Below are 12,173 nucleotides of genomic sequence, written 5' to 3'. Positions count from 1 at the left end.
AACCGGACCAATCGCAGTCCACCTGTAAGTTCGTGACTGACGCAACACACGTTTGAACAGGGGGATTCCATGACGTGGCACGTCGTGTTAGAGGTCCGTCGGGACGGGCCCGAGCCACTGGGCGCCCAGATCGCGGACCAGTTGCGCCGCCAGGTGGAACAGGGCCGGCTGGCGCCCCGTTCCCGGCTGCCGTCCAGCCGTCAGCTCGCCGAGGACCTCCGGGTGTCCCGGAGCGTGGTGGTGGAGGCGTACGAGAAGCTCACCGGGGAGGGGCTGCTGGAGTCGGTGCGCGGGTCGGGGACGCGGGTGGCAGCCCATGCCGACACCCGGATCAGGAAGCCGGTGGTGCTGGTGGACCGGACGGTGCCCCCGGCCCGGTTCAACCTGTTGCCGGGTACGCCGAACGCGGTGACCTTCCCGCACCGCGAGTGGACGAGTTCCTACCAGCGGGCGGTGGAAACGGCCCGCTACCAGGGGCTCGGCTATCCGCCGCTGCTCGGTGTCGACCAGCTGCGCACGGAGCTGATCTCCTACCTCGGCCGGGTGCGCGGTGTGCTGGGGCACCCCGACAACACCATGGTGACGGGCGGGTTCGCGCACGGTCTGGGGCTGATCTGCGCGGCCCTGGTCGAACTGGGCGTGCACCGGCTGGCGGTCGAGGACCCGAGCCACGACCGGCAGCGTCAGTTCATCGAGGAGAACGGCATCCGGACGGTGGCGGTGCCGGTGGGGGCGGAGGGCGTGGAGATCGAACCGCTCTACGCCAGCGGGGTGCGGGCCGTGCTGGTCACGCCCTCGCACCAGTTCCCCCTGGGCGTCCCCATGTCCCAGCAGCGCAAGCAGGAGCTGGTGCGCTGGGCGCAGGACACCGGCGGCTGGATCATCGAGGACGACTACGACGGCGGGCTGTGGCTGGACCACCGCGGCCGCCACCTCGCGATGCAGCCCGTGAGCCCCGAGCGGATCATCTACGCCGGTACGGCGAGCAAGCTCCTCGCGCCCGGTCTGCGGCTGGGGTGGCTGGTGCTGCCGCCCGAGCTGACGCGGGTGACGGAGATGGTCCGGGTCAGGCGGGACCTGGGTGGCGACGGACTGATGCAGCTGGCGTTCGCGGACTTCCTGCGCAGCGGGCTGCTCGACGGTCACCTGCGCAGGATGCGGACGCGCTACCGGGCGCAGCACGGGACCCTGATGCAGGCCCTGGAGCGGTACCTGCCGGCCGCGACGCTGGTGGGTCCGGTGGCCGGGCTGCACGTGTTCGCGACGCTGCCGGAAAGCGCGGATGAGGAGCGGCTGGTGGCCCGGGCGCTGGCGCGGTCCGTCCTGGTCAAGGGCGGCCGGGTGTTCTACGACCGGCCGGGCACCGCTCTGCCCGGTCTGGTCCTGGGGTACACGGCCATGGGGCGGTCGGGCATCTCGGAGGCGATCCGACGCATCGGGGAGGCGTACGAGGAGTGATCCCGCACGGTGCGCCTCCCCGGACGAACGGCGTTCCCCTTCCAGTCAGTTGAAGGGAGACAGCGCGGAGCGGGCCCGGATCCAGGGATCGAGCACGGCCGTCCCCGCCGCGCGGTGCTGCGGCAGCAGCGTGCGGTCGGCGTCGAACAGCCGGTCCTGGTAGAAGCCGCGCAGGTACGGGGCGCCAGAGGTGCCGCCCGAGCCGGTTGCCCCCGGTGAGAGGTAACGCAGTGCCACCCCGTAGTGGACCTTCCGCCAGGCGAAGAGTTCCTGGTCGAGGCGGTGGGCCGCGTCCAGTACCCGCTGCCCGGACCCTTCGTCGGGTACCCTGCGCAGCAGGCTCCGCAACGGCTCGAAGTCCGGGTTCTGGTGCATCAGTACATAGGAGTTCTCGGTGGCCTCTCCGAGTGCCTCGACCTTCTCGGGGTGAACTCCGAGCAGGTGGATGTGGAGCAGCTGGGTGGGGAAGGCCTGGACGGCACTGGCGTCACCGGTGGCCGCCCGGAAGCCGTGGAAGTGCTCGACGGGCATGGTCCTGCGCAGCACGAGCAGCGCCTCGGTCTGCGCGGCGGCCATGGTCGCGGCGCGTTCCAGGCACTCGGTGGCGTACTCCCACTGCCCAGCGCGCAGCCATTCGGCGGCGGACATCACCCGTGCGAGCACGCCCCAGGTGGTGGCCTCGACGAGGTGGATCACCCGCAGGAAGGTGACCTCGTCGTGCTGGGTGGTCTGCGGGAGGACGGCCAGGTGCTCCAGGATGTCGGCGCGGCCGTGCGGGAGCAGGTAATCCTGCCAGTGGCGGGGCGGTTCGACGGAGGCGGGCCGCAGCGCGGGGGCGCGCCCGGCGGTCAGCGAGATCAGCGAGCCGAGCCGCGCGATGCGTTCCGTGAGCTGCGCGGCGCTGGGCAGGACGTCCTGGGCCCACTTCTCGGTGCCCTCGACGGTGCGCTGTTCGTACGCCCGCCAGCCCGCGGCGGTGGCGCGGATCGCCTGCCAGCAGGCCCGCTCGACGGCTCCGTCGGGAACGTGGGCGCGGGTGCCGAGGACGTGGTTGAGGAGACGGACGTTGCCGTAGGGCTGGTAGCGCTTGCCGCGCCGGTCCAGGGGACCGCCGCCACGGGCGGCGACCTCCTGGGGGCTCTCGCCGTCGGGGAGGGCCAGTTTCCATTCCGCCTGGAAGACGAGCTCGGCCAAGCGGAGCACGGCCCGCTCCTGACGGGTGAGCCGGTCACGGTCCAGGGCGAGGAGGACGACGATGTCCTCGTAGGCCTCGGCCATCCAGGCGCGCAGTCCGGGGTCAAGGTGGTCGCGGCCCGCGGCGCGGGCGTGGCGGACGTAGTCGGCCAGGTCGAAATCGAGTACGGCGCGCAGAGTCGTCGTAGTGGTGGCGGTGGTCGTGGCGCGCATCGCGGTTCCCCCCGGATCGCTGGTGACGCTTCAAACGGTGTGGTCGGTGGTGCGCCGGGTCATTCGCCGGCGAGGGCCGCCGAGAAGGGCAGGGCGTCCCCGCCGCCCGGCAAGCGGTCCAGTGCGTCGAAGACCTCCAGCCGGCTCTCGGCCTCGGCCGCCAGCGCCCGCGCAGTGTCGGCGAAGTGGTCCTCCAGCGCGGCCCGACCCGGGGCCGCGGGCCCCTCCGGCCCCCCGGCCGTGACCGTGGTTCCCGGCACCCGGGTCAACAGGGGCAACGCCAGGACGCCCTCACCGAGCCGGCTGTTGACGTACGCGGCCGCGGAACGTGCCGCGTCCATGTCCCGCTGCGGATAGGGGCCGACCACGTCGGTCGCTCCGAGCAGCACCAGCTCCGCCGCCCGGAATGGGTCGAACTCCGCGTCCAGGGGCAGGGCGTCGATGCGCCCTGCCAGTAAGGACAGCGCGGAGACGTCCGCGGGCCGGTAGAAGTGGATGGCCTGCAGGGTGCACCCGGCGGCCGTGAACCCGGCGACGGTGGCGTTCTGCCTGGCTGCGTCACCCGGTACGCGGACGTAGACCCCGCCGACGTACTGGCGCTGCCAGCGGGCCGCGGCCCGCTGGAGGTCGGCCGGTCCAGCGTCGTCCGGGCCGGTGGACGTGCCGTCCGGATCGGCGGATATGAGGATGCGGCGCTGGTGGCGGCTGGGCAGCGGGTCCTGGGAAAGCCGCTCGCACTCGGCCGCGCTTACACCGTTCACAGGAGCACCTCCGATACCTCGGGCTCGGACCCGGCCGCCGTGAGGAGTTCACGCAGCACACCCACCCCCGCGTCGAACGCCTCGGCGGGCAGCCCCGGGGCGTCGTACACGGTGAAGACCAGGTGCCGGGAGCTCTTGGTGACGCTGGTGCGGCGATCGGGGCCCTGGAGTACCGAGGCCACGATCGCCGTCGCGTCCCGTACCACGGGCTCGTCGCGGACACAGGTGACGGTGGAGCGGAACCCGGTGAAGGACTCGCCCTCGCACGCCCAGTCGAAGCGCAGTTCGCCGTCGATGGCATCCGCGTCCTGGACGCCCATCAGTACCCCGGTGGTCAGCTCCGCATACAGCAGCGTGTCGACGGTCGGCATGATCGAGGGCAGGCCCTTGCTCCGGGCCGCGGCGATCTGGCCGGGCAGCGGACAGGTGTGGCCCTGGGCCTCGAACCACCGGGCGTAGACCCGCGCGACCTCGGCTGCGCGCGCGAACACGTCTTCGACGTCGGACCGTCGCGCCAGTTCCCGGCGCCGCTCGTCGAGCAGGACGCCGAGGGCAGCGGGGTCGACCGCTGCCGCGACGGCGCAGAAGCGGGCCGTTCCAGCCGATCCGGACGGCTTACGGCCTGCGCTCAGTGCTGGGGCTTTCAAAAGGTTCTCCCGATTCACTTGCCGCGCGTACTTCGCGTGATCATTCCAACAGCCGGACGGAACCCGCCCAAGGCCACTCTGGGCACCGTGATCCGTACCAGTCTTGACATGTGGACATATCCGGCCACCGGTTCAGTGCGTGCGTACCCGCACGACACGTTCGTTGCGGTCATCCAACTGCAGGACGGCCTCTCCGGTGACGTCCTCGTGGCGCCGCAGCAGCAGGATCATGTCGAGCATCCGGTGCACCATCCGCTCCACCGCCTCCAGTCCCTCGGTGTCCGTCAGGGCCGGCTCCCGGGAGGTGCTGCGCAGCAGCGCCGGGAAGCCGCTGCCCAGGGCTGCCGTCGGCCGCGGCCTTGGCCGGGCTGCCGTCGGTTGCGCCCGTATCCGTACCCGCGCCCGGGCCCGTACGGAAGGCGGCGGGGTCGCCGGCGACGAACTCGCCGCCGAGGAGGACCGCCTCGATGCCGCCGGGACGGCTGAGGACTGTGATGAGCCGTTCGCGCCGGGCGACTTCCTCGCGGCCGTCGTATACCACCAGCTCAGAGGCGTGCAGCATGACGCGGACAGTCCGCCCGATCAGGCGGACCGGCACCGAGTCGCGGTTCATCCGGACACAGATCTGGCTGTAGCGGTCGACCCGCGGAGTGGAGAGCCGGCCCGTCTCGAACGGCTCCTCCGGCAAGGGCACCAACAGCGACTGCTCGGCAGCGAAGTACTCGCCGATGGTGCGAGGACGGGAGCGGATGCGGCGGGCGTCGTCCTCGTGGTCCCACCGGTCGATCATCGCGTTGAGCTCGGCGAGCGTGTCGACTTCGGGGACGGGGACCAGGTGGTTGCGGCGGAACCAGCCGATCTGGCCCTCGACCGGGACTAGGAGCTGTCCGGCCGATCATGGTGTTGGGCGGTATGGGGCGTGCTCGCCTGGTCCGGCCGTGGTGGTTGCTGAGGTCGTCCCATTGAGGGTTTCTCCCAGCGGTGTTCGGTGGTCACAGTCCTGGCTTCCCATGTTGAACACGTTGGCTGCTCTGGGGACCTGACTACAGGGCAACGGTGTCAGCCCACACAACTAAGGTTGCTGACCACTGACCTCAAGGGGCTTCATCATGGGTATTCATCCCGACGTCGCGGTACTGCTCGACCTCGTGCCGGCAGACTTCGCAGGAGGCGAGCAGATCGACTGGGCTGCGGCCGAAGCTGCGCTAGGCGCCAAGCTGCCGAGTGACTACAAGGCTCTGCTGGACACGTACGGCGTGGGCGATATCGGAGAGCTCGTCATTCTGCCTCCGCTCCCGAGCGACGTGCGCGGGTGGGAAGGGTGTCACATCGGAGGCATGACGGTCGGCCTGCGCGGGCTCTGGGAGGAAGACGGAGGAGTCCCAGACGTGACGTTGGGTGCCGATGCCATCCTGCCCTGGGGCTCTGGAATGAACGCCAACGAGATGGCTTGGCTTATGAACGACCCAGATCCGGACAAGTGGCCTGTCATAGCCTGGCGCCGGCACCACTCGTGGGGCGAGTCGCCGTGGGCCCTGTTCAACTGCAACATGGTCCAGTTCATTACCCGCATGATGCTGGGCCAGTTCGAGGCCTGCCCACTCGGCGATGCGTCGCTCTGGAAGCAGACAGACACATTCGTCAGCTGGCGAGAGCAACATCGACGGCTCAGGGCCGGACTGGATCCTTCTACAGGCGAGCCAGATCCCTACGCCCACATGTACCCCATCACCGAGGACTGGCCCTGATCAGGACCGGAGCCAGATAGTGAGGGCTGCTGCTGTCGCGGTGCCCAGATAAACGTGGGCTTGTTCCTGTTTGGCGGACAGGTTGGTTGTGTCGGTCAGGCTGTTGGGCGGTTCTCGTAGTCGGCTGGGCTTCGGTAGCCGAGGCTGCTGTGCAGTCGTCGGGTGTTGTACCAGCCCTCGATGTAGTCGAAGATCGCGGTTCTGGCGGCGGCGTGGGTGTGCCACCGGCAGCGGGTGACGAGTTCGTTCTTGAGGGTGGCGAAGAAGGATTCGGCGAGGGCGTTGTCCCAGCAGACTCCGGTGCGCCCGACGGACAGTCGGACGTTCAGGGCGGGGCCGACACCATCTCCTGCACCGCCGGCTCGGCCCAGGCGTAGCGCTGGGGGTCGATGGCGGCGAAGGGGCGGCCGCGAACGATCCCAAGAGCCCTGCGCCGGGCGAGCTCGCCGTCCTCGTCGTGGCGGGCGAGGCCGGTGCGGGCCAAGTGCTGGAAGTTCCGCCAGTCGCAGCGGACGGCAGAGGCGAGGCGATAGCGGCTGTCGCCGGCGTCCTGGACCCGCGGGAAGTACGCCTCGCCGTCCTCGTTCTTGCCGAGCCACGACCCGGTGCGGGAGATCGTCGCGTTGCGCATCTGCTTGTTGACCAGGCGGCCCGGCCAGAGCGCGTCATCGATCGCGTGGTGGTCGGCGCCGGGGTTCAGCGCGAGATAGGCGACGAGCTCAACGGCCGCGCTCTGTCGGTTGGAGTCGATTCGTCCGGCGATGAGGGCGGCCAGGTGGCCGGAAGTGAGGTTGCCACGGTTGCCGGGCCGGAAGTCACAGGTGCCGCAGCGCTCGGACACCAACCTGATCTGGTCGGTGAACGGATCTGCCACCGGCGACCCGCCAGTGGCGACCGTGGGCGAGCTCGCGCCGCTCGCCCACACCGGCTGTGGCCAGCGGAGGGCACGCCGTTCGCAGTGGGACGTGTCCGGCACAGCGTCACCCAGGGGCTGGTCCTAACCCGGGCTGGCCACAAGGGACTCTCCTTTCCTTGAGTCGCTACGGAAAGTCGCAGATCAGAGGCCCATCAGCCGCACGACAGCGACCGAAGCGACTCAACTTTCGACATCATCCGGCCACCATGGCGGGATGATGTCCATCACGTCTGGGCGGCTGGCACCGGGCGCTCGGAACGCTCGGTCTTCCTGCCCTTGCTGCCTGCGGAAAGGGTGGTCGGGTCTACAGCCTCGGCTGGGGCTCCGGAGGCGTAGAGGCCGTCCGGGGCGGTGTCGCGGTCGTGCGGCAGGAGCCAGAAGACGCGGCGTCGGAAGGTTCCGCTGGAGCGCGAGGGCTTGGCGTCCGGGCCGAGCTGGGCGTAGCTGACGAGGCGGCCGTCGCGGTGATAGGCCGGCTTGCCCCGGCGGGTGGGCAGTCGGTCCAGGCTCTGGCGGACGTAGTCGAGGGCGGTGACGTCCTCGAGCCAGACGAGGTCGATTTCGTGGTGGATCTCGTCGTCGGAGATGAGCGAGCTCATGCGTTCTCCTCTTCGGCGAGCAGTCCGATGCCGGGGTAGTACTTCTTGGAGTTGGACAAGATCATTTCTTTGGGTGAGGCGAGGCCAACCAGTTCGCGTGCCCGGGCCGCGAACGCGCGGGAGGAGATGGTGGGCGCGCCTTCAATCTGGCACCAGGTGCGGTAGACGTTGTAGAGGCGGGCTTGCTCGGCCCGGTGGTCGCTGTGGAAGGTGCAGCATTCCTCGAAGAATCGGCCCGTGTGGTCTTCGGTCTCCGCGTACGCGGTGGTCGCGATGCGGACCGGCTCGGGGCCGGTCAAGTCCTTCTCGCCGACGAGGTAGCGGCGGGCTCCGTCGATGAGCCAGGCGAGGATGCCGGGGCCTTCCTCGGTGACGAGGATGTCGGCGAGGTTGTCGATCTTACGGTCGTCGGAGACGACCTTCTCGAAGGGGACCAGGCGCATGCGCCGCCAGAACGCGAAGCCGCCGGTACCGACTTCGGGGCGGTGGTTGCCGATCAGCCAGAGCTTGTCGGTGGGCGCGAAGGAGAAGAAGTCCTGGCGCATCCGGCGGGCCTTGATGCGGTCGCCGCCGGTGAGGAGCTTGACGCGGGCCTCGTCGAATTTGTCGCCGGGCTTCACCTCGGAGCAGACGATGACGCGTCGCCCGTGGAGTTCGGCGAGCTCGGTGGGGTGGCCGTCGAAGGTGCGGGCCATCAGGAAGCCTGGCGGGGCAGCGTCCGCGTAGTCGCCCAGCAGCTTCATCAGGACGTCCAGGAGGACGGACTTGCCGTTCTTGCCTGATCCGAACAGGAAGGGCATGACCTGGGCGCCGACGTCACCGGTGATGGAGTAGCCGAGCATCAGGTGCAGGAAGTCGATCATCTCGCGGCCTTCGGCGTCGTCGCCGAAAGTGTCGGTGAGGAAGCGGTTCCATCGCGGGGTGGGCTGCGCCTTGGGGCCGGTGGACGTCGAGCGGGAGTGGAAGTCCTGGTCGGGACGGGGGGTGCGGATCAGTCCGGTCCGCAGGTCGACGATGCCTGCCGGGGTGCACAGCGCATAGGGGTCGGCGTCGAGGAGTTCCGCCCGCAGGACCATGCCGGGGGCGGACTTGGCCTGAGTGAGCATGGCGTTCATGCCGGAGGTGGACAGAGCTCTACGTCGGTGCTTCTGGAGAGCCTGGTTGCTGTGAATGCCGCGCGGGTCTGTGGTGGCGATGGCTTCCGCCAGGTCGCCGGCGGCCCAAACGACGGTGTCGTCCTCGTCGACCTGCCAGCGGGTGGTGTCCCAGCGGTACCAGCCCAGTCCTGGGACGTGCCGGTAGTCACCTGCGTAGAGGCGTACGAACAACTTCGCGTTGCCGCGGTCGCTGAGGGTGTCGGGAAGGAGTCCGGCAGGAGATGCGTGATCCAGGTCCCGGCCGTCGAGCGCCTGCTGGCCAGCGCTCTGAGCGGGCAGGGGTGCGGGTGCTGGTGTGACCTGTGCCAGGATCTGCGCGGCAATCGCCTCGGGGTCGAAGTCGAAGAGGACACCCTCGGTTTCGGGTACGGGGGTCACCGGCGTCCTCCGAGGTGCAGGGGGCGCTTGGCGCCGGCGGCCATGCCGCTGCGGATGATCTGTTCGGTGCGATGTGTCTGGCCGGGGCGGGCCGCTTCCGCGGTCTCCCTCAGGCCTGCCTCGGCTGCGGCGACGGTCAGGTGGCCGGCGGCTGCGAGGCCGCCGAGGGTGTAGGCCGCGCGGTTCAGTTTTTCCGTGAATCCGGCACCTTCCGTCACTTGGGAGCAGGCGGCGACTTCGGTCAGGAGTGCGGCCAACAGACGTGAGGTCTGGTCAAGGCCACCGCCGGCCGCGAGGACGGCCTGCTGGGCACGGGGCGGCACCGGCCGCGGCGCAGGGATGTGCGGGGCCGGCAGGTGCCCGGTGCGCTGGAGTTCTTGGGCAAGCCAGGCGGGCAGTGGAGCAGGCCGACGTTCCTTGCCGACGGGGGTGTAGGTGCCGGCGGTGGTGGTTGTCCCGGGCGCAATGATGTATCCCCCATGGGCTCGTACGTCGACCTGCCATGCCAGCCCACGCTTGCCCGAGCCGGTGGAGCACTGCCAGCGTCGGCCGTCGGTGGCGCGGTACCAGACGCATGCCTCCGGAAGGCGTGCGGACCCGGAGGGTGGAAGCGTCCTCGGCAGGACTGGACTCGCCCCTGAGCGCTGCAAGTACGGCCAGGGAGTGAAAGCCGGTAGTCATGCCCGACAGGTCAACGTGCTCGCCGATCGGGATGCCTGGGAGCACCCGGTCACGTGGTGGTAGGGCCCCTTCGTGTGCGTCGATGTCGATGACGACCAGCCCTGCGGGGCCGCAGGCTACGCCTACACCAAAAGCAGAGTCAGCTCCCCACCACTGCTCGATACGGTCGTAGTCCAGGGTGGCCGCATGAAATCCGTGGCACCACCGACCGGCTGCCTGGCAGGGGCAGTCAGTGTGGGTGTGCCCGGTCTCGTTGCACGCCCGGCAGTTCGCGGCGGGTGTCTTGCGTCCCGGGGCGAGTGGGTGGACGGGCCAGCCGCTTCCAGCGCACCAGCGAGCCAGACGCAGCCCAGCGACCGAACGATCCCCCGTCCCCGCCGAGTCCGCATCCGGCGTCCGGATGACCCGCTCATGCCGGAGGAAGCCGACCCCCGGCAGCGTCTCCAGGACCAGGTCCTCCAGCTCGCCGAGACCGAGTAGCCAGCAAGATCAATCTCACCGATAACGGCTGTACCGATGTTCCCCCAAGGCCGGGACCGGCCTGTATCGGAGGATGCAGTGACATCAGAGCCAGTCACCCGGAGAAAGGTGGTGCAGGCGGTAGGGGCCCGCACCGGTCCGGGAACGGCCCTGACTAGCTCAGCGCCCTGGGACTGATGCCTGGCCCACAAAGCGCCCCCTTCCGCGCACCTGCCCGCGCGGACCTGTCAGTGACAGGCCGGGCCGCTCCCAGCGTCCTCGTCCTGGGCTCGGGAGTTGCAGGCCTCACCGTTGCGTATGAGCTAGGCAAGGCCGGATACGATTGTGTGGTCCTGGAAGCCAAGGACCGCCCGGGCGGCAGGAACTGGACGGTCCGGGCAGGCACCGTGGAGCGGGAGAGCAGCGGGTTCGTCCAGCGCGCCCACTTCTCGCCGGGCCAGTTTTTCAAGGCTGGTGCCGCCCGGTTCGCCCAGTGGATGCTGCCCATGGACTACTGCCGCGAGCTTGCCGTACCCGTGGAGATGTGTGCGGGATACCGCGCGCATGCAGCCCAGGCCGCCGACGGCGCAGACGGAGGCCGCAAGCCGGTGCGGCGCGGCGCAGCGAACGCGGACACCCTCGGATACGTCCACGAACTCCTCGCCAAGGTCTCTAACCAGGACAGGCTGGATGCCCACCTCACAGACACGAGCGCTACTTCCTGTTGGAATACCTCCGCCGGTTCGGCGCCGCCTGCGACCACGATCTGAGCCGGGAAGCCAGCGCACCCGGGACGCCGGGTACTGCCCCGTCGGCGCTACCGATGGATCTCGAGGGCCCCTCAGGGCACGCTTTCAGTTTCGGGGTGGGGTGTGAGCAGGCCATGGCCCTCTTTCAGGTCGTCGGTGGAGCGGACGGGATCATCCTGACGCTGATGGGGGCCATCGGTTTCGACAGGGTCCGCTGCCAGGCCCGGGTGTGGCAGCTCACCAGCCGGGAGGACGGCGTCGAAGCGGTGGACCATGACGTCAGGGGACAGGACCATCACGTGCGGGCGGATTTCTGCGTGGCCGCCCTCCCGCCCCACCTGTGGTCCGGCATCACCCACAACCTCGACCGCCGGGTACGCAACGCCCTGTCCACCGCACGCCTGACATCCGCGGGCAAGCTGGGTATCGAATACGCCGACCGATGGTGGGAGACCACAGAACGGATCTACGGCGGTATCACCACGACCGATCTGGATATCCGGCAGATCTGGTACCCCTCCCACGGGCTGCACACCGGCAAGGGTGTGCTGGTGGGCTACTACGACTTCGACCGGGCCGCCGACTCCTACGCGGCCTTGCCACCGCCTCAACGGCTGAACCGCGCTCTGGCCCGGGGCCTGCGGATCCACGGCGAGCGCTACCGCAGCAAGGCAGGCGCCCAGCACTTCACGTCGGCCTCGGCGAGCGCGTCGATGATGCCGTGGAACCGTGCGGCCGTCAGGTCATGGGTTGATCCGGGCAAGGCCGGCGAGGCCACAGCAGTCGGCCGAACGGATCGGTGAGGACCCGGACGTTCATGCCGTGGCGCTTGTGTTTGCCGGAGTAGTACGGGGCGTCGGTAGCAATCCGGTCGATCGGCAGCATGGTGCCGTCCAGGATCACGAAGGCTTTCGTCCGTACGGTCTTCATCGCCTCAGTCAGGGGCGGCGCGGCGGCGGCCAGGACGTCGATCACCTCACGTATGTATCGGTACACGGTCGCGACGCCGATGCCGAACCCGGCGGCGAGCCGCGCGTAGGTGTCCCCGCACCGCAGGTGGGCAAGGACGAGCAGAGGTCGCCATCGGGTCCCGATCCCTCGCTGCCGGGCACGCAGCCGTTGGGTCAGGAAGCGCAGGGTGCGGCTGGACAGGTCGATCGACGACGGGTAGGCAAGCACGCGAAGCTCCTGGCGGATTTGGGTGATCTTGGTC

11 protein-coding genes and 3 pseudogenes are annotated in these 12,173 nt (G+C 69.5%); 4 read left to right on the top strand and 10 right to left on the bottom strand.

The window, feature by feature from the left end:
• The first annotated feature begins 69 nt into the window (after positions 1 to 69).
• Positions 70 to 1,458, top strand: coding sequence for a PLP-dependent aminotransferase family protein (locus AB0D45_RS10745; protein ID WP_362456990.1), 1,389 nt, complete (start codon positions 70 to 72; stop codon positions 1,456 to 1,458).
• 45 nt (positions 1,459 to 1,503) lie between these two features.
• On the opposite strand, the gene AB0D45_RS10740 is transcribed toward AB0D45_RS10745, so the two are convergent.
• Genes AB0D45_RS10740 through AB0D45_RS10730 form a run of 3 tightly spaced genes read right to left on the bottom strand, consistent with a single transcriptional unit; the run spans position 1,504 to position 4,273 of the window.
• Positions 1,504 to 2,865, bottom strand: a complete 1,362-nt coding sequence (locus tag AB0D45_RS10740) for a hypothetical protein (RefSeq protein ID WP_362456988.1) — start codon at positions 2,863 to 2,865, stop codon at positions 1,504 to 1,506.
• Positions 2,866 to 2,924: 59 nt separating this feature from the next.
• The gene (locus AB0D45_RS10735; RefSeq protein ID WP_362456985.1) at positions 2,925 to 3,626 is read right to left on the bottom strand and encodes a hypothetical protein; all 702 of its coding nucleotides are present in this window, start codon (positions 3,624 to 3,626) and stop codon (positions 2,925 to 2,927) included.
• Positions 3,623 to 4,273 (bottom strand): phenylalanine--tRNA ligase beta subunit-related protein, encoded by a 651-nt coding sequence (locus AB0D45_RS10730; RefSeq protein ID WP_362456983.1) that lies wholly within the window; start codon positions 4,271 to 4,273, stop codon positions 3,623 to 3,625. Before AB0D45_RS10730 ends, AB0D45_RS10735 begins: the two co-directional genes overlap by 4 nt.
• Before the next feature lie 304 nt (positions 4,274 to 4,577).
• On the opposite strand from AB0D45_RS10730, the gene AB0D45_RS10725 reads away from it, so the two are divergent.
• Positions 4,578 to 5,153 (top strand): hypothetical protein, encoded by a 576-nt coding sequence (locus AB0D45_RS10725; RefSeq protein WP_362456980.1) that lies wholly within the window; start codon positions 4,578 to 4,580, stop codon positions 5,151 to 5,153.
• 229 nt (positions 5,154 to 5,382) lie between these two features.
• Entirely contained in the window at positions 5,383 to 6,021 is a 639-nt protein-coding gene (locus AB0D45_RS10720) for a hypothetical protein (protein ID WP_362456978.1), read from the top strand.
• Between the two features lie 95 nt (positions 6,022 to 6,116).
• On the opposite strand, the pseudogene AB0D45_RS10715 reads toward AB0D45_RS10720, so the two are convergent.
• From AB0D45_RS10715 to AB0D45_RS10695, 5 genes and pseudogenes are all read right to left on the bottom strand, one after another.
• Positions 6,117 to 6,344 (bottom strand): annotated as a pseudogene (locus tag AB0D45_RS10715) (integrase core domain-containing protein); the annotation flags it as partial.
• A 2-nt stretch (positions 6,345 to 6,346) separates the two neighbouring features.
• Positions 6,347 to 6,895, bottom strand: coding sequence for a hypothetical protein (locus AB0D45_RS10710; RefSeq protein WP_362457070.1), 549 nt, complete (start codon positions 6,893 to 6,895; stop codon positions 6,347 to 6,349).
• 266 nt (positions 6,896 to 7,161) lie between these two features.
• Positions 7,162 to 7,536, bottom strand: coding sequence for a DUF6009 family protein (locus tag AB0D45_RS10705; RefSeq protein ID WP_362456976.1), 375 nt, complete (start codon positions 7,534 to 7,536; stop codon positions 7,162 to 7,164).
• Positions 7,533 to 9,071, bottom strand: a complete 1,539-nt coding sequence (locus AB0D45_RS10700; protein WP_362456974.1) for a phage/plasmid primase, P4 family — start codon at positions 9,069 to 9,071, stop codon at positions 7,533 to 7,535. The genes AB0D45_RS10705 and AB0D45_RS10700 overlap by 4 nt, the downstream gene beginning before the upstream one ends.
• Positions 9,068 to 10,094, bottom strand: a pseudogene (locus tag AB0D45_RS10695) (bifunctional DNA primase/polymerase). Before AB0D45_RS10695 ends, AB0D45_RS10700 begins: the two are co-directional and overlap by 4 nt.
• Before the next feature lie 314 nt (positions 10,095 to 10,408).
• On the opposite strand from AB0D45_RS10695, the gene AB0D45_RS10690 reads away from it, so the two are divergent.
• Complete coding sequence (locus AB0D45_RS10690) at positions 10,409 to 10,981, top strand: FAD-dependent oxidoreductase (protein WP_362456972.1); 573 nt, start codon at positions 10,409 to 10,411, stop codon at positions 10,979 to 10,981.
• Positions 10,982 to 11,052: 71 nt separating this feature from the next.
• Here AB0D45_RS10690 and AB0D45_RS10685 read toward each other — a convergent pair whose 3' ends face one another.
• Both AB0D45_RS10685 and AB0D45_RS10680 read right to left on the bottom strand, forming a co-directional pair.
• The gene (locus AB0D45_RS10685; RefSeq protein ID WP_362456969.1) at positions 11,053 to 11,493 is read right to left on the bottom strand and encodes a hypothetical protein; all 441 of its coding nucleotides are present in this window, start codon (positions 11,491 to 11,493) and stop codon (positions 11,053 to 11,055) included.
• A 143-nt stretch (positions 11,494 to 11,636) separates the two neighbouring features.
• Positions 11,637 to 12,139: pseudogene (locus tag AB0D45_RS10680) on the bottom strand (transposase family protein); the annotation flags it as partial.
• Positions 12,140 to 12,173 lie beyond the last annotated feature (34 nt).

It is taken from the genome of Streptomyces sp. NPDC048352 (assembly GCF_040651895.1).
Taxonomy (GTDB): Bacteria; Actinomycetota; Actinomycetes; order Streptomycetales; family Streptomycetaceae; genus Streptomyces.
The sequence above is the reverse complement of the archived record's forward strand: the minus strand, read 5'-3'. Positions and strand labels throughout refer to the sequence as shown.